Annotated in this window: 15 protein-coding genes; 7 read left to right on the forward strand and 8 right to left on the reverse strand. The window is 62.3% G+C overall.

Translation table 11 applies throughout. The features are described from left to right. Positions 1-70: 70 nt before the first annotated feature. A complete protein-coding gene (locus HU719_RS08500) occupies positions 71-982 on the reverse strand; it encodes a LysR family transcriptional regulator (RefSeq protein WP_186520490.1) in 912 nt (303 codons plus the stop codon). Between the two features lie 246 nt (positions 983-1228). Continuing rightward, positions 1229-2539, reverse strand: a complete 1311-nt coding sequence (locus HU719_RS08505; RefSeq protein ID WP_186520489.1) for an MFS transporter — start codon at positions 2537-2539, stop codon at positions 1229-1231. Positions 2540-2692: 153 nt separating this feature from the next. On the opposite strand from HU719_RS08505, the gene HU719_RS08510 reads away from it, so the two are divergent. Both HU719_RS08510 and HU719_RS08515 read left to right on the forward strand, forming a co-directional pair. Beyond that, positions 2693-3787, forward strand: a complete 1095-nt coding sequence (locus HU719_RS08510) for a sugar diacid recognition domain-containing protein (RefSeq protein WP_186520488.1) — start codon at positions 2693-2695, stop codon at positions 3785-3787. An 87-nt stretch (positions 3788-3874) separates the two neighbouring features. Beyond that, the gene (locus tag HU719_RS08515; protein ID WP_186536964.1) at positions 3875-5080 is read left to right on the forward strand and encodes a M50 family metallopeptidase; all 1206 of its coding nucleotides are present in this window, start codon (positions 3875-3877) and stop codon (positions 5078-5080) included. On the opposite strand, the gene HU719_RS08520 is transcribed toward HU719_RS08515, so the two are convergent. Continuing rightward, complete coding sequence (locus tag HU719_RS08520; RefSeq protein WP_186536963.1) at positions 4968-7523, reverse strand: HWE histidine kinase domain-containing protein; 2556 nt, start codon at positions 7521-7523, stop codon at positions 4968-4970. The two genes, HU719_RS08515 and HU719_RS08520, sit on opposite strands and share 113 nt — an antisense overlap. 226 nt (positions 7524-7749) lie before the next feature. Between HU719_RS08520 and HU719_RS08525 the strand changes: the two genes are divergently transcribed. Continuing rightward, positions 7750-8358 (forward strand): dTMP kinase, encoded by a 609-nt coding sequence (locus HU719_RS08525; RefSeq protein ID WP_186536962.1) that lies wholly within the window; start codon positions 7750-7752, stop codon positions 8356-8358. 5 nt (positions 8359-8363) lie between these two features. Here the strand turns inward: HU719_RS08525 and HU719_RS08530 are convergent, their stop codons facing one another. From HU719_RS08530 to HU719_RS08540, 3 genes are all read right to left on the reverse strand, one after another. After that, on the reverse strand, positions 8364-9134 hold the full coding sequence (locus HU719_RS08530) for an SDR family NAD(P)-dependent oxidoreductase (RefSeq protein WP_186536961.1): 771 nt from the start codon (positions 9132-9134) through the stop codon (positions 8364-8366). A gap of 13 nt (positions 9135-9147) precedes the next feature. Beyond that, the gene (locus tag HU719_RS08535; RefSeq protein WP_346656579.1) at positions 9148-10194 is read right to left on the reverse strand and encodes a GGDEF domain-containing protein; all 1047 of its coding nucleotides are present in this window, start codon (positions 10192-10194) and stop codon (positions 9148-9150) included. Between the two features lie 162 nt (positions 10195-10356). After that, on the reverse strand, positions 10357-10848 hold the full coding sequence (locus HU719_RS08540) for a DUF1543 domain-containing protein (protein WP_186520482.1): 492 nt from the start codon (positions 10846-10848) through the stop codon (positions 10357-10359). 133 nt (positions 10849-10981) lie between these two features. Between HU719_RS08540 and HU719_RS08545 the strand changes: the two genes are divergently transcribed. Genes HU719_RS08545 through HU719_RS08555 form a run of 3 tightly spaced genes read left to right on the forward strand, consistent with a single transcriptional unit; the run spans position 10982 to position 13004 of the window. Further along, positions 10982-11287, forward strand: coding sequence for a DUF6482 family protein (locus HU719_RS08545; RefSeq protein WP_186536960.1), 306 nt, complete (start codon positions 10982-10984; stop codon positions 11285-11287). Further along, positions 11281-12822, forward strand: coding sequence for a cryptochrome/photolyase family protein (locus HU719_RS08550; protein ID WP_186536959.1), 1542 nt, complete (start codon positions 11281-11283; stop codon positions 12820-12822). The genes HU719_RS08545 and HU719_RS08550 overlap by 7 nt, the downstream gene beginning before the upstream one ends. Next, positions 12819-13004, forward strand: coding sequence for a DUF2256 domain-containing protein (locus HU719_RS08555; protein ID WP_186536958.1), 186 nt, complete (start codon positions 12819-12821; stop codon positions 13002-13004). Before HU719_RS08550 ends, HU719_RS08555 begins: the two co-directional genes overlap by 4 nt. Here the strand turns inward: HU719_RS08555 and HU719_RS08560 are convergent. Then, the gene (locus tag HU719_RS08560; RefSeq protein WP_186536957.1) at positions 12990-13553 is read right to left on the reverse strand and encodes a TetR/AcrR family transcriptional regulator; all 564 of its coding nucleotides are present in this window, start codon (positions 13551-13553) and stop codon (positions 12990-12992) included. The genes HU719_RS08555 and HU719_RS08560 overlap by 15 nt on opposite strands. A 137-nt stretch (positions 13554-13690) precedes the next feature. On the opposite strand from HU719_RS08560, the gene HU719_RS08565 reads away from it, so the two are divergent. After that, the gene (locus tag HU719_RS08565; RefSeq protein WP_186536956.1) at positions 13691-14395 is read left to right on the forward strand and encodes a glutathione S-transferase; all 705 of its coding nucleotides are present in this window, start codon (positions 13691-13693) and stop codon (positions 14393-14395) included. A 65-nt stretch (positions 14396-14460) separates the two neighbouring features. On the opposite strand, the gene HU719_RS08570 is transcribed toward HU719_RS08565, so the two are convergent. Further along, complete coding sequence (locus HU719_RS08570) at positions 14461-15411, reverse strand: aldo/keto reductase (protein WP_186536955.1); 951 nt, start codon at positions 15409-15411, stop codon at positions 14461-14463. Between the last annotated feature and the right edge of the window lie 606 nt (positions 15412-16017).

Raw genomic sequence — 16017 nt, forward strand, 5'->3', positions numbered from 1 at the left:
CGGTTGCAGGGTTCAAGCATGAAACCCTTCAAAACAGTCTGCTACTGGCAAAAATGACAGGTCGCGCTGTTCAAACCTCCCGGCTGTACATCCTGCACTCTGCCAGCAACGCCAGCAGGTTGGGTTCGCGCTCGCGGGCCTTCAAAAACACCACGCCAATATGTTGCTGCACCCGATACCGCGGCTGTAGCGCTATCAAGCGCACGCGGTTCTCGTATACCGCTGCAATGCGCCCCGGCAGCAGGGCAAAGCCCACCCCGGAGCTGACCATGCTCAGCAGTGTGAAAATGTCGTTCACCTGCATCGCCACCTTGGGCTCGAAGCCGGCCTGCTGAAACACCCGCGCGCCGTCGCGGTGGGTGGCAAAGCCTTGGGTCAGGGTGATGAAGGTCGAGTCGGCAAGGTCGGCAAGGTCGACCTCGGCCTGCTCGGCGAAGGGTGAGTCGGTGGGGACGGCGAGGAAGATATCGTCGGAAAACAGCGGGAGCTGTTCGCAGGCGTGGTCGCTGATGCTCTCGTCCAGCGATACCAGCATGGCGTCGATCTCGTGGTTTTTAAGGCGGTGCAGCAGGTCGATGTTCGAGCCCAGGGTCAGGTCGATATTCAGCTCGCTGCGGCGCAGTTTCAGGCCCATGACAAGCTTCGGCACGGTCTTGACGGTGAGTGAGTACAGCGCGCCCAGGCGAAAACGCTCGGCATAAAAGCCTGCGGCTTCTCGGGTTTGGCGCACCATCTGCTCGGCGTCCTGGATCAGCTGGCGGGCCTTTTTCTCCAGCACATAGGCGCTTTCCAGCGGGATGAGCTGGCGGCCTTCGTGTTTGAACAAGGGGCAGCGCAGGGCGCTTTCCAACGAATGAATGGCGCGGTGCACGCTGACGGCACTGGTGGACAGCTCGGCCGCGGCGCGAGCGAGGTTGCCAGTGCGCATGAAGGCGAGGAAAGTTTCGAGTTTCTTGAGGGTGAGTTCTTCGTCGATCAGCATGCGCGCGGTCCGTGGCGAGGGCAGGGCCAGTGTGCCAGATACGGGGGCAACGCGGTTATTGCGGGTCTGTGCAGTCCACAGGCTTGACGTGGCCCGTGTAGGAGCGGCCTTGTGCCGCGAAGGGGTGCGAAGCACCCCTAGATTTGTGCATCAGCTGATATCGCCGGGGCTGCTTCGCACCCCTTCGCGGCACAAGGCCGCTCCTACACCGTCCGCTTGAAGCCTTGTAGCGTGAAGCCTGAAGACTCAGTGGCTTCTCTTAGTGCTGGCCCGCAGCGCAACGATGCTGCCCACCACGATCAGCCCCGCCAGCGCATACAGCGCGGCGTCGGTCGAGCCGGTCTGGTCTTTGATGAAACCGACCAGGTACGGGCTGAGGAAACCGGCCATCTGGCCCACTGAGTTGATCACCGCCAACCCTGCAACGGCGGTGCCGGCGCTGAGCAAGGCCGTGGGCATCGGCCAGAACATCGGCAAGCCGGTGAGGGCGCCCATGGTGGCGATGGACAAGCCCAGAATCGCAATCGCAGGCTGGCCAGCGAAGTTCACCGCGATCAGCAGGCCCAATGCGCCCATCAGCATCGGCACCACCAGGTGCCAGCGGCGTTCGTTGCGCAGGTCTGCCGAGCGGCCCACCAGAATCATGAACACCCCGGCCAGCAGGTACGGAATGGCGCTCAGCCAGCCGATCAGCAGCGGGCTGTCGAAGCCCATGTTCTTGATGATCGATGGCAGCCAGAAGTTGATCGCGTACACGCCACTCTGGATGCAGAAGTAGACAAAGCCAAAGGTCCAGATCAGCGGGTTGGTCAGCACCGCCAGCACACCTTCGCCCTGGGTGGCGGGCCTGGCGGCTGCATCGGCGGCAAGGTCGGCGTCGATCAACTGGCGTTCAGCCGGGCTCAACCAGGCCGCTGTCTTGTGGCCGTCACTGAGCAGCACTATTGCCAGCATGCCGAGCACGACAGTCGGCAGGCCCTGGATCAGGAACATCCACTGCCAGCCGGCCAAACCGCCTTGGCCTGATGCGAAGTGCTGCAGGATCCAGCCGGAAAACGGGCCGCCAAGCAGGCCCGACACCGGGATCGCCGACATGAACAGCGCCATGATGCGGCCACGGCGCGCGGCCGGGAACCAGCGCGAGAGGTACAGCACCACGCCTGGGAAGAAGCCGGCTTCGGCAGCACCCGTGAGCAGGCGCAGTGTGTAGAACTCGGTGGGCGTAGTGACGAACAGCAGGCAGGTCGAAAGGCTGCCCCAGGCGATCATCATCAGCGCGATCCAGCGCCGTGGGCCGAAGCGGTTGAGCGCCAGGTTGCTGGGCAAACCGCACAACACATAGCCGATGAAGAAGATGCCGGCGCCGAGGCCGTAGACGGTTTCGCTGAATTTCAGCGCGTCGAGCATCTGCAACTTGGCAAAGCCAACGTTGACGCGGTCGAGGTAGTTGAACAGGTAGCAGATGAAAATGAACGGAATCAGCCGCAGGGTGATGCGCCGGTACAGCGCATTGCGGGTGACGTCGTTGCCTTGGTCAGGGGCGGGGCTATGTGCCATGATCGGGTTCTCTGTTGTTATGGTTGTTACCGCGTCGCCTGTCTCGGCGCTCGCCTTCAAGAGTCTCGGGGAGCGTAGCGCAGCTGTCTTTGTGCGTTTGCACAGGTGTTGCGCCAGGCTGCAGTGCTGTCGACCAAATCTAAGGAAACCTGCATGTTCGAACTGGACCACGCGCTGGCCCAGGACATCGTCGACCGGGCGATGGCCATCCTGCCTTGCAACGTCAACGTGATGGACAGCCAGGGGCTGATTCTGGGCAGCGGCGAGCCCGAGCGGATCAACACCCGCCACGAGGGCGCGCAGTTGGTGCTGGCCAACGGGCGCATCGTGGAACTGGATAGCGAAGCCGCCAAATGCCTCAAGGGCGTGCAGCCCGGCGTCAACCTGCCGTTGCTGCTCGATGGTCGACTGATCGGCGTGCTGGGCCTGACCGGCGAGGCGGCGCAACTGCGCACCTATGGCGAGTTGGTGCGCATGACCGCCGAGATGCTGCTGGCCCAGCGCTACTTGCAGGTGGAGCAGCAATGGCGCCGGCAGCGCTGTGACGATTTGCTGGCCCTGTTGCTGGGCGGCAGTGGCGAGTCGCCGCGGCTGGTCGATGAAGCGCAGCAACTGGGCTTGAAGCCCAACCTGCCGCGTATCCCTTGCCTGTTTGAACTGAAGTCGGGGCCGCCGGCCGAGGCGCTGTCGGCATGGCTGATGAGTCGTTTCCCGGACAGTTGGTGTGTAAGCCCGGCGCGCCAGTCGCTGTTGTGGTGCCGCCCGGCCACGGTTGCGGCGGACGAAGCCCGGTTGCTTGAACGCTTGCAGCGGCACGGTTGGGAGGTTGAGCGGCTAGCGCTGGGCAGCCCGGCGCAGAGCCTGGAGCAACTGCGCCGTGGCTATCGCCGGGTGCGCGACCTGCTGGCCTACGGCCGCGAAGTGTTGCCCGGCGTACAGCTGCTGGCGCTGGCCCGCTATCGCTTGCCCGCCTTGCTATGGCGCCACCGTAACGACGATGCGCTGGACGAGCTGCTGGAACCCTTGCTGCGCATCCGCGCCAAGGATGCCAACGGCAACCTGCTGGGCACCTTGCGGGCATGGTGTGCCCATGACGGGCAGAGCCAGGCTTGTGCAGATGCCTTAGGCATCCACCGCAACAGCTTGCGTTACCGGCTTGAGCGTATCGCCGAGCTGGGCGAGGTCGACCCGCTGCGCATGGACGGCATGCTCAGCTTGTACCTGGGCCTGCAGCTGCTGCCTGAGTAAGCGTTGATATGCTGCGTAGGCGGTGCTTCAATGCGCGGTCAATTTGCCGGGGTGCCCTGGCGCGGGCTGTCTATCAAGGATCTGATAATGCTGTTCAAAGGATTGTGTTGGCTGTTGCGCCTGCTGCAGCTGACCATCGGCTTGGCGGGGTATCTGTTCACCGCGCTCATTCTGGGTGAAAGGCTCGATATCGGCCTGCAGCCGTTTTCGGCGATGTTTCTGGCGTTTGTCTTCGGCGCACTCAGCCTTGCCGTGCATGAAGGCGGGCACTATCTGGGCGCCCGCTGCAGCGGCATGACGGTGTTGCTGGTGCGGGTGCTGGCCGTTGAGCTGCAGCCGCAGCGGCGCGGCTTCAGGCTGCGTTGGTCGCCACAAGCCAAGGGCGGGCCGATAGCCGGCTACGTGATGGCCGCGCACGCCCCGCAGCAGCCCATGCGCCGCAGCATGCTGGTGATCACGCTGATGGGGCCGTTGTGCAATCTGCTCGTCGCAGGCCTGTGCCTGGCGCTGTACTGGCCGCTCGCGGGTAAGCTCGCTGCGGTGTTGCTGGCCTTGGCTGTTTCCAACCTGGCGGTAGGGCTGGCCAACCTGGTGCCGACCATCGCCCCGGCGGTCAGTGACGGCACGGTGCTGCTGGCCTGGCTGGGCAAGCCCGATGAGCAGGGCCCGGCGCTGGCCAATGCACGGCTGTTGGCGCAGACGGTGGCCGGAACCCAGGCGCAAGATCTCGATGCTGGCGATTTGCAGTGCCTGGCGGCCGAGGCCATGCCGTTGGCGTTGATTGGCTTGGGCTACCGGCTGTTTGCCCGGCAAAACCAAGGGGATTGGCAGGGCGCCCTGGCGCTGGACGCTGAGCTGCAGGGGCTGCTGGCAACGGCGCCTGCCCCTGCGCTGAAACACAGCCTGGTGCTGCTTGCGATCCTGCGCGCCGAGTTGCTGTTCTGCCGGGCGATGCTGGCGCGCGATGCCAGCGGCCTGCATGACGCGGTATTCAGCGACGAAACCGACTGGTTCAACGCAAGCTTCAAGCCACGTTGCCTGGCGTTGCGTGCAGCGCTGGCAGGCGACAGCACCACCATGACGGCATGTCTCGAACAGGCCCAACGGGTTGCCCACAACAGCCTGGAGCGCTCGCAGGGCCCGCGTGAAGAGGCCCTGGCCGGTTACGTGCAGGCGTTGCTCATGGCGCCTGCAGGGCAGGGGGCAGCAGCTTGTGCAGGTTCATCAGAATCGCGCTGGCGTCATACGGTTTGCGAATCACCGAAACCTGCTGCAGATGCTGCGGAATGCTGACACTGTCGCCGTAGCCTGTGGCAAACAAGAACGGGATGCCACGGCGCAGCAGTTCATCGGCGACACAGATCGAGTTGCCAGTGCCTAGGTTGATATCCAGGATCGCCGCGTCCGGCGCACGACTGCCCAGCAGCCGCAGCGCCTCGTCCTCGGAGCTTGCGGTGATGACGTCGGTGATCAGCGCATCGTTGAGAATCTGCTCAAGCCCTACGGCGATCACCAACTGGTCCTCGAGGATCAGCACACAGGCATCGCTGCGCGCGGCGAACCCTGCACTGACCTGCTCAAGCTCGTCTGCCGGCTGCGCCGCCTCCACCGCTTCGGCCACCGCCAGGTGCCTGGCCGGGATCCTGAAATAACCGCGCAGGCCTTCAGGCAGATACTCGACGCGGCTGGTACCGCCCAGGTCGAACGGGATGCTGCGGTCGATGAGTACTGTGCCAAAACCCTTGCGGGTGGGGGCGCGAACCACAGGCCCTGCGCTTTCGTGCCAGGTGATGTCGCAGGCATTGCCGGCATCCAGCGTCCAACTCACGCACAGTTGCCCACCGGCGCGCGATAACGCGCCGTACTTGGCCGCGTTGGTCGCCAGCTCGTGCAGCACCAGGGCCATCACCGAATAGGCGCGGGCATCGAGAATAACGTTCGGCCCGCTCAGTTCGATCACCCCGGCCGAGGTACGATACGGCGACAGTTCAGCTTCAAGCAGCATGGCCAGGCGGCCACCGCCATCGCCGCGCACCACCTGGTCATGCGCCAGTGACAAGGCATGGATGCGGCCTTTGAGCGTAGCGACATAGTCCTTGAGCGTCTGGCTCTCGGAGGTGGGGTGGGACACCAGCGCACCGATCAGCGACAGGATGTTCTTCACCCGATGGTTGAGCTCCTCGTTGAGCACCCGCTGGCGGACCTCAGCCTTGGAGCGCTCGCTGGCCAGCAGTTCGCTGTTGTGCAGCGCCACCTCGACGATAGCGGTACGGATGGCTTCGCCGAACTGGCGGTCCTGTTCGCTCCAGGGGGCACACTGCTGGTGCACGGTCTCCTTCCAGATTGCGAAGCTCTTGCGTGGCGTCAAGCGGTCGCCCAGGGCGCCACTTTCGTAGGTTTTATTGGGGTCGCCGGCCCATTCCAGGGTCTCGATCACTTCTTTGCGGAACAGCATCAGGTAGTCCCGCGGCTGCTGCGACATGGGGATCACCAGCACCCCTGAGGCATCACTGGCATAGTCGCTGGCGACCGGGTGCACCGTTGACAGCCGGTGGGAGGCCCAGGTCCGGCCTTCGCTGAACGTCTGCACCAGGCTCAGCAGGTCTGGCATGGCGGCCCTGGGCGGCGTGAGGCCGGCGCAGGTCCAGCGGCCTTGCAGCGACATGCCGATGCCGTCACAGGGGATCAGCGCCTGGAATTCGCTCAGCCGCGACTGGAAGAAGGCTTCGATGTCCATGGCATGGTTGGCATCACGCAGCAGCGCATCCAAAGCATTGTGGACATTCACCGCCGCTTCCAGGTTCTGCCGAGAGCGCAGGGTTTCGACTTGCAGCGAGAAAAACTCGCCGAACATCTCCGCTGCCACGCGCTGGGCCATGGCCAGGGTGCGCGGTGCGTAATGATGGCAAGCGATCAGGCCCCACAGCTCGCCGTTGACGATCACTGAAATCGACATCGACGCGCCCACGCCCATGTTGCTCAGGTACTCGCAGTGGATTGGCGAGACGCTGCGCAGGTGCGCATAGGAGAGGTCCAGCGGCTCGCCCGAGGCATCCAGCACCGGCACGATGGCCACGGTTTTCAGCTTGACGTCGGAAATCACCCGGATTGGATTGCGCAGGTACAACGCACGGGCCTGCTGGGGAATGTCCGAGGCCGGGAAGTACTGGCCCATGAAGCTTTCAAGGTCGCCGCGCTTGGCTTCGGCGACCACCTTGCCGGCGCCGTCGCTGCCCAGTTGGTAGATCATCACCCGGTGGTAACCCAGGACTGCGCGCACAAAACGTGCGGCGTCACGGAACAGCTTGCTGGTCTGGTCGATCTCGCGCAGTTGCGCGATCAGCGTGCGGGTCAGCTCGATGGGCTCGGCAATGCTGGCGCCGGCCGGTTCGAACTCCAGGATCACCGTGCCCTTGAACAGGTGCGAGGCAATGTCGAATGCCCGCCCGCATGGCAGCTGCACGCCAAAGGTCATCGCCGGGCGCGAGCCTTCGCGGGTGCGCGCCAATGCGTTGCGCAGCGTGTGCGCCACTTCATCGCCCAGCACCGCTTGCAACCGCTGATTGTTGATTTCGCCGCTGATGCCGAGCATCTGCGCAAGGTTTGCCGAATGGCGCAGGACAACGCTGGCTGAGGCGTCACAGGCAAGCAGGCAGCCGTGGGGCTGGATGCTGCCTGGGATCTGGATCGGCTCCCGATCGCAGTTTGTAAGGTTTACCGGGGTTTCTGACGTCATGGACGGCGCCTGGTGAGAGTCGAGGCGGCTGCCAGCGAGACGGCCGTATAAATAACTGACCTACATTACAGCATCGTCTGAGCAAAACGCTGCGAAAACTACTGCCCGGCGGGTTAACCGATGAGCGAGCAGTCGCATGGAGTACAAATGTGCTCCATGCGAGGGTTCATGACCGTGCGCGTGTTTCAGGGCATCATGACCGGCCTCGCCAAGCCGGTACCACAACATGACGCGCCCGCTGTTTATCTCGCTGGATGGCCCCAAGGGCACCGGCAAAACCACGTTGCTTGAGGCCGTTACTCAAGCCTTGCGGGTTGATGGCCACAAGGTGATCCGCCTGTGCGAGAAAAAAAGCGACCCATCGCGTGGGCAGACCATGGCCTTGGTCAACCAGCTTGCTCGGGCCCCTGGCCTCGGGCTTGAATTACAGGTGTGTGAGCGCTTTGCCGACAGCCGCGCGTGGATTTCCCAGAATGTGCTGCCCAAACAGCCCGCAGACAGCATCATCCTGATCGACCGCTGGTATCCGTCTGATGCCGCGTTTCGCCGCCTTTTGCCGTTTGCCGACATCCTGCGCCTGAACATCCAGCGCAAGGTTCGGGTGCCTGACCTGCATGTAGGCGTTGTCACCCGTGCCGAAACCTCATGGGCGAGGGCAGCCGCACGCACGCGAGGGCTGGGCAGCACAGTGATTCACAGCCTGGAAGAGCAGGTGGCCTGTACCGAGGCGTTCGAGCGCGCGGTGGCCGAGCAAGGCTGGGTGTTGTGCCGCAACGAAGGCACGGTGGAAGAGGCGACTGACTACGTGGTTGGCCAGATCCAAGGGGTACTCTGAGAGCATCACCAAGGGATCGGCGTACCATCCCAAGCCCAGAAGGTGCCTGTCTGCGCTGGCCCATGCTCGGCGATCAGCTTGAGCATGCAGGTGGCCGCAAACGCGGGCGAAAACAGTTTGCCTGGCGGAACATTGGCCTGGAACGGGCGGGACAGTTCGGTATCGGTGGTGCCGGGGTGCAGCGCGAGCACGGTCGAGGCAGGGTTCAGCCGTTTCAGCTCGATGCTGGCGCTGCGTAGCAGCTGGTTGAGCGCCGCCTTGCTGGCGCGATAGCCATACCAGCCACCCAACTGGTTGTCGCTGATCGACCCGACCCGCGCCGACAGTGCGGCAAATGTCATGGGCTGCTGGCGCAGCAGCGGGTGCAGGTACTTGAGCAGCAGGATAGGGGCGAAGCAGTTGGTGGTGAAACTGGCCTGCAAGCCCGCCATATCCAGTTGCGCCAGGGACTTCTCGGCCCGCGCAGGCGCCTGATGAAGCACGCCCAAGGTGCTGATGACCAGGTTCAGGTGCAGACAGTGGCCACTCACTTGTGTCGCCAGCGCCTGTAGCGCCTGCTCATCGCGGGCATCGCAGTCGATGCGCAGGAGCCGCTGGCCGTGCTCGCCAGCCAGTGTCTCCAACGCCGGGCTGCGTGAGGCCTGGCGAGATACTGCAATCAACAGCCCTACGTCGTCACGGGCGAGCAACTGCGCGCACATCGCCAAGCCGATGCCTTGGCTGGCGCCACAGACCAGCACATTGGCGGGGGCGGTGAGATTACCGATAAGGGGCATGGCGGTTTCTCCTTCAGACCGCTGCGCGTACTGGCTCCACAACCGCCACCCGGTCACGGCCAGTAGCCTTGGCGCGATACATGGCCTTGTCGGCGCCGCTGAGCAGCGTGTCGAGTTCGGTATCGTTGGCGCTTGCACAGGCCACACCGATGCTGGCTGTTACCCGGTGCTCGGCACTAACGTTCACCTGCGCGATGGCTGCGCGCAAGCGTTCGGCGATGTCACACGCGGCTGCCTGGGGCGTATCGGGCAGCAAAACGGCGAACTCTTCCCCCCCAAGCCGGCCGGCAATGTCATCTTCACGCAAGGCGGCCTTGATCACCGCGCCGATGCGTTGTAGCACCTGGTCACCGGCGGCATGGCCGAAGGTGTCGTTGATTTGCTTGAAGTGGTCGATGTCCAGCATCAGCACCGCCACCAGGCGGCGCTGGCCACGGCACAGGGCATGCTGCGCACGGGCTTGGTCGAAGAAGGCGCGGCGGTTGTTGAGCGTGGTCAGCTCATCGGTGCACGAGGCGACCGTGGCCAGGCGATGCGCGAGTTCCATTTCATGCTTCAGGCGCCAGGCTGTTTCCAGTGCTTGCGCCAAGCTGCGGGTAGCGCTGGCCACAAAGAACGCGAATACCAGCACCGCCACGGCGATGCCTTGCTGCAAGCCGCTGGGCTGCAACAGCAGCCACACGGTGCTGGGCAACAACACCAGCGCGATAGAAACCAGCGTCATGTTGCGGTAGGAGGAGTAACAGGACACCGCACTGACCGACATGCCAACGGCGAACAGCATGATCAATGCCTGGCCCATCAGGTCGCCCGCCGGCATCACCGCGACCGCGCCAATGCCCCAGACGCCTGCCGACAGCACCAGCGTCGCCCAATAGCGGCGCTCCCAGGTTGCGGGTGTTCGCAGGTTTACCGGCGTGCGCCGGTAGGCGAGGAACATCGATGCGCGCAGCAAGGTGCAGAGGCTGAGCACCGTCATCCAGGCGATAACCTCGCGGCGGTCGAAGCGCTCCCAGCCGAGCCAGCACAGCATCGCGGCGGCCAGGTAGCTGCCCACCACGGCCGGTGCCGACTGCACGAACAGTTGCGTCAGCCGATCCGTTTTTACGTGCCTGGCTATCTCATCGCGAGGGTCTAGCTCAGTCATGGCCACCGCCAGCGTATCCAGATACGGTGGCGCATTGTGGCACTGTGCTAGCCCCACCGAGAAGTGCCGGCGGCCTCAGATCAGTACGTAATCGCTGCATTGGCGAATACCCCCATGCGGCCCTTCGACAAGATGCACATAGCGCCCGCCGACCTGATCGATTGGCAGGCAGTCATCGACGTCCAGTACAGCATCGGTATGGGGCTTGAGCCAGCCGGCTTGCATGCGCTGCTTGCCCAGCTTGCGGGCCTGGGCAGCGTCCGTGGCGACCAGCAGCAGATAGCGGTGTGCCTCGCCGAATACATGGCGCTCGTAGCCGCCCAGGTTGATGAAGAACAGCCGCGGCTCGCCGGGCGCGGGCGCCACGGGGCTGAACTGCACGCAGTATTGATCGATACCGTCCACCTCAAGCCAGGAGTCGATATGCAGCCCCGCGCGGCTGCCAAACCAGGCTTCGCGCAGTTGCGGGTAAGTGTGCGCGAGTGTGTCCGCCTGCGCGAACAACACATCGTGAACCTCGATGCTGGCCCGTGGGTGACGCCCACCGAGCATGACGACGTACAGCAAGAGCAATTCCTTTCAAAAGCGCGGAGCGCTGAAATACCTGTACAAGAAACCCATCATGTACAATATTTGGCAAGATACCGAACCGGTAGAACAAGCGCAAACCGTCGTTATGGCGCGTGGAGGAGGGTATAGCATGAACTTGAACAGGCTCACTGAGCTGCTCCATAACGGTGCGGTGCAAGAGTTGGAGCTGCTGTCGCTCGAAGGCGGCTTTTATATCCTGCGCGCCCTGACCGCTACCGGCCCGCAAACCTTGAGCGACAGCCACGGCCAACCCATGCGGCTGCGCTCTACCACTGAGCTGCGCCACCTGCTTGAGGGCTTGCCAACGGTGCCCTGCATGCTGGTGCAACATGTGGTGCACGACGAGATGTGCGGCCAGCGTGACGGCCCCGTCGCGCCGTTACGCGTGCCGGTGGGCCTCGCCAGCCCGTGGTAGCCCGCGCACCGCGATTAGGGTTGGTACTGGGCGACCAGCTATCGTTCGACCTGGCCGGGCTGAGAGCGCTAGAACCGGCACACGACGCCATCCTGATGGCCGAGGTCGCAGTGGAAGCGCGCTATGTGCCGCATCACCCCCAGAAAATCATCCTGATTTTCAGCGCCATGCGCCATTTTGCCGAGGCGCTGCGCGCCCGGGGTTGGCAGGTGCACTATGTGACGCTGGACGCCGCAGGCAACACCGGCTCTATCGCTTGCGAACTTCGGCGCTGGCAGCGAACCTTGGGTGCCAGCGAAATCCACTTCACCGAGTGCGGCGAATGGCGCCTGGAACAGGCGCTGCGTGACGCCCATCTGCCGTTGGTATGGCACCGCGATGATCGCTTTCTGTGCTCGCGCGCAGCCTTTGCCCGCTGGGCCCAAGGCCGCCCGCAACTGCGTATGGAGCAGTTCTATCGCGGCATGCGCAAGCGCAGCGGCTATCTGATGCAGCCAGACGGCAGCCCTGCCGGCGGCGCCTGGAATTTTGACAGTGACAACCGCAAGGCACTGCCCCGCGGCCTGCGCGGCCCATTCCCTGCACGCTTTGCGCCCGACGCAATCACCGTGGCGGTTACCCAGCTGGTGCGCGAGCATTTCAGCGACCACTACGGCGCCGTGGAAGGTTTCGACTACCCGGTAACCCACGCCGAGGCCGAACAGCTGTGGCAGCACTTTCTAGACTTTGGCCTTGCGGCGTTCGGTGACTACCAGGACGCCATGGCCGAAGGCGAGCCTTATTTGTTCCATGCGCGTATCAGCGCGGCGCTGAACATCGGGCTGCTCGACGTGCGCCGGCTGTGCCTGGATGTCGACACCGCCTGGCGCGAGGGCAGGGTGCCGCTCAACGCCGCCGAGGGGTTCATCCGCCAGTTGATTGGCTGGCGCGAGTACGTACGTGGCATTTATTGGCTGCGCATGCCTGAGTACGCAGGCTTGAACCATCTGGGCAACCAGCGCGCATTGCCCGAGTTTTACTGGACCGGCCATACGCAAATGCGCTGCATGGCCCAGGCCATCGGCCAAACCCTGCAACTGGGCTACGCCCATCATATCCAGCGGCTGATGATCACCGGCAACTTCGCGCTGCTGGCGGGCATCGTGCCCAGTGCCATTTGCGAGTGGTACTTGGCGGTTTATATGGATGCGTTCGATTGGGTCGAGCTGCCGAACACGCTGGGCATGGTGATGCATGCGGACGGCGGGTATCTGGGGTCCAAGCCGTATTGTGCCAGTGGGCGTTACATTCAGCGTATGTCCGATCACTGCAAGGCCTGCAGTTACCGGGTGGACCAGGTGGTTGAGGAAACCGCATGCCCGTTCAATGCCTTGTATTGGCATTTCATCATTCGCCATCGCGAGCAGTTTGCAGACAATCCCCGGTTGGCGTTGGTTTATCGAAACCTCGATGGCATGCCCGCGGAGCGGCGCGAGGCGGTTTGGGCCCGTGGGCAGACGCTGCTGGCCAGGCTGGATGCGGGGGAGGGGGTGTGAAGAAGGGGCTGTTGCCGAGCAAGGTTTGCGTGGTGTGTGGGCGGCCGTTTAACTGGCGCAAGCGCTGGGCGCGGTGTTGGGAGGAGGTGAAGTATTGTTCGCAGCGGTGCCGGAGGTCGGGGGCGCGTGGCGTTGCAATGACGAGCGCCAACAGCGCTGTTGCTTCGTCAGGGACGAAATAACCCCGCCTGCTGGTAAGTCATCAGCACATCGTCAAACAGATCCATGTCAGACCGGCTTCGGGCCATCAGTTGCGCACCCGCAACAGCGGTGTAAATGGCGCGCGCCTTCCGATCAGACGTCTTGGTATCAGTACAGCCAGCATCGGCCAACACTTCTGCGAGCCACCGTATGTTAACGTCTGCGAATTTCTGGACCTGGCTTAACACTGGTTCAGGTAAGTCGCCGGTTTCCGCCGCCATGAAGCTGGCCAGGCAGAGCCTGTTGTTTTGCTCTAACGATACTCTGAAGATCGACGGGTAAAGCGCCAGACAGGCCTGCGGATCCGGGGTCGAGGCTCGGATCCCCTCCAGAACAGCGAGAGTATCTTGCCAGTAGCGCTCGGCTACCGCTGCGCCCAGGTCCGCCTTGCTGCGGAAGTGGTAATAGATGCTCGCATTCTTGATACCCACTTCCTCGCCAATGCTTCGGAAGTTAATACCGTTGTAGCCGTGCAATTGCGCCGCTGATTTGGCAGCAGCCAAGATGGCTTCCCGCGCGTTCTCGCTCACGTCCCATCTCCTGGGCCCAATTAATAGGGCCCCAGTCTAGCTCACAACTGCCTACCTGCCAACTGATAGGTAGGTATTGACAAGGAGTAAAAACAGCTTCAATCTTTGCCTGCCAACTGACAGGCAGGTAGACAACCATGACTTCTTCACTCGCCCCCCAGATCGAAACCAATGCCGCTCGGCTCAAAATTTACGATTGGTTCGACGGGCCATATCCTGCCCGTGTGCGCATTGCGCTCGCTGAAAAAGGATTGATGGCAAACACCGATTTCGTCTCGGTGAACCTTTGGACCGGGGAGCACAAGCAACCGGAGTTCCTGGCCATCAATTACTCCGGCACGCTTCCGGTGCTGGAGCTCGATGACGGAACTCGCATCGCGGAATGTACGGCTATTACCCAGTATCTCGACAGCCTGGACGGAAACCCGACGCTCAGCGGCACCACCGCGTTGGAGAAAGGCCTCATTCACATGATGACCAAGCGTGCCGAGATAGAGTTTCTGGACGCTGTAAGCGTTTACTTCCATCACGCCACACCAGGCTTGGGGCCAAAGGTCGAGCTGTACCAAAACCCCGAATGGGGCACCAAGATGGGGGAGAAGGCGATCAGGGGCATGCGTTATTTCGATAGCGTTCTGCGGGGCCAACCGTTCATTGTTGGGGACAGTTTCTCGATGGCCGATATAACGGTGCTGGGAGGAATGATCTTCGCGTCGCTGGTGAAGTTGCCGGTGCCCGATGATTGCGTGGCTTTACGCGAGTGGCACAGGCGGATGCAAGAGCGCCCAAGCGTGCAAGCCTGGCGCGCGCTGGTGGAGCAGGGGGCTGCGCAAACAGCTTGAGATGGAGCTAGTGCCCGTCTTGGCGGGCACTTTTTGCGACTGAAGTGCAGCGATGCTGGAAATTCTCAATCCTCATCCAAGCGACTGACACTATTCAGCCTGTCAAGTTGGTCAGGGGAAAGCACCACCGACAACGCGCCTAAGTTGTCTACCAACTGCTGCTCGGAACGGGGGCCGATGATAGGTATAGCGCCATGTGTGCATGCCCATTTAATCGCGACTTGGCCAGCACTGACATTCAGCTCTCTGGCTATAGCCAGGGTGGTATCCAAGATGCGTGTGCGTTGGGCAGAGTTTTCTGCTTGAAAGACTTTGCCGCCGAAGCCTTCGGCTCTTCCTTTTTCACCGTTTCGATATTTACCGGTGAGCATGCCGCCGCCCAAAGGCGACCACGTCACGACACCGAGCCCAAGTGCATCCGAGGCCTGAAATAGATCGGCCTCAGGCTGACGATGAACCAGGCTATGCTCGAACTGGACAGCTGCAATAGGTAGGGCATTGGTCAGTTCGGCCAATGTTGCGGCACGGCTCAATTGCCAGGCGGGGAAGTTTGAAAGGCCTGCATAAAGGATTTTGCCCGCTCGCGCCAGGTCCTCAAAACCTCTTACGAGTTCTTCAAGGGGGGTTACACCATCCGGACGATGCGCCCAGTACAGATCGATGCGGTCTGTGTTGAGGCGTTTGAGGCTCGCTTCTACCGATGTCACCAACGCACGGCGGCTATTCCCCGTGGTTAAGCGATTGCTATCGGACGCCGCGCCATTGGTAAATTTCGTGGCGACGACAAAATTGTCGCGTCGCCCTGCAAGCAGGCTGCCCAGCAATTCCTCGGACTGCCCAAACTGATAGGCGTCTGCTGTATCGATGAAGTTACCACCCGCTTCTGCATAGGCATTGAAGATGGCTTTGCTGGTGTCTGCGTCGGCGCCATGGCCCCACCGAGTACCAAAATTACCTGTGCCTAAGGCGAGCTCGGCTACTTTGAGGCCGGTTTTCCCAAAAATACGATAGTCCATGTTTTCTCCAGTTTTTGTTGGGACTTAAGCGATGATGGATTGATTCAGCTAGGGGGCCAGCATCAAAGATCGCCACTTGATCTTCGTTGGGTGCTGCAGAGTTGGAGACTCCAGTAGTTGGCGCGCCCCCCCGGTCTGGTCGGCTAACCCGTGACTGTCCTCGGCTGCTGGACGGGCCTGATTCACTACGATGCAGTTATTGATCGCCGAAGGGGCAACAGATACTGAAGTGGTCATGGTTGAGTGACGCGACAGGCAATCCCCGGTCTCAAGATCCGCATGCAGAGGGTCACCCGAGACTTTGCTGTTCATGTCGAGTCCGAACCTAGTCGCTTTAGTAGGGGATGGATCGGTAGGCAAGCTTAGGCCTGCGCGCATTTATGATGTCGATCGCAATCTAAAATGTCAAATCTTTGATGCTGGCTTTGTCTATGGTGCGTTCCCATAGGTATAGGCCGATCGCGTCATAAGCACATGCTCAGCAGGCGCAGGGAGCGCAGAGCTTCTATGCACTGCGCCGCGATGCTGCGGTGGGCGTGTACGGCCTGACCATGAGGAAGGTCTTCTCCAACGTGTGAGCGAGTTGCGCGGATGACTTCACAAAGG

Source organism: Pseudomonas farsensis (assembly GCF_014268805.2).
GTDB classification, from domain to species: domain Bacteria; phylum Pseudomonadota; class Gammaproteobacteria; order Pseudomonadales; family Pseudomonadaceae; genus Aquipseudomonas; species Aquipseudomonas farsensis.

Coding starts and splice junctions, on each gene's coding strand:
- HU719_RS08500 (WP_186520490.1), bottom strand. CDS start 982: ATGCTGATCGACGAAGAACTCACCCTCAAGAAACTCGAAACTTTCCTC.
- HU719_RS08505 (WP_186520489.1), bottom strand. CDS start 2,539: ATGGCACATAGCCCCGCCCCTGACCAAGGCAACGACGTCACCCGCAAT.
- HU719_RS08510 (WP_186520488.1), top strand. CDS start 2,693: ATGTTCGAACTGGACCACGCGCTGGCCCAGGACATCGTCGACCGGGCG.
- HU719_RS08515 (WP_186536964.1), top strand. CDS start 3,875: ATGCTGTTCAAAGGATTGTGTTGGCTGTTGCGCCTGCTGCAGCTGACC.
- HU719_RS08520 (WP_186536963.1), bottom strand. CDS start 7,523: ATGACGTCAGAAACCCCGGTAAACCTTACAAACTGCGATCGGGAGCCG.
- HU719_RS08525 (WP_186536962.1), top strand. CDS start 7,750: ATGACGCGCCCGCTGTTTATCTCGCTGGATGGCCCCAAGGGCACCGGC.
- HU719_RS08530 (WP_186536961.1), bottom strand. CDS start 9,134: ATGCCCCTTATCGGTAATCTCACCGCCCCCGCCAATGTGCTGGTCTGT.
- HU719_RS08545 (WP_186536960.1), top strand. CDS start 10,982: ATGAACTTGAACAGGCTCACTGAGCTGCTCCATAACGGTGCGGTGCAA.
- HU719_RS08565 (WP_186536956.1), top strand. CDS start 13,691: ATGACTTCTTCACTCGCCCCCCAGATCGAAACCAATGCCGCTCGGCTC.
- HU719_RS08570 (WP_186536955.1), bottom strand. CDS start 15,411: ATGGACTATCGTATTTTTGGGAAAACCGGCCTCAAAGTAGCCGAGCTC.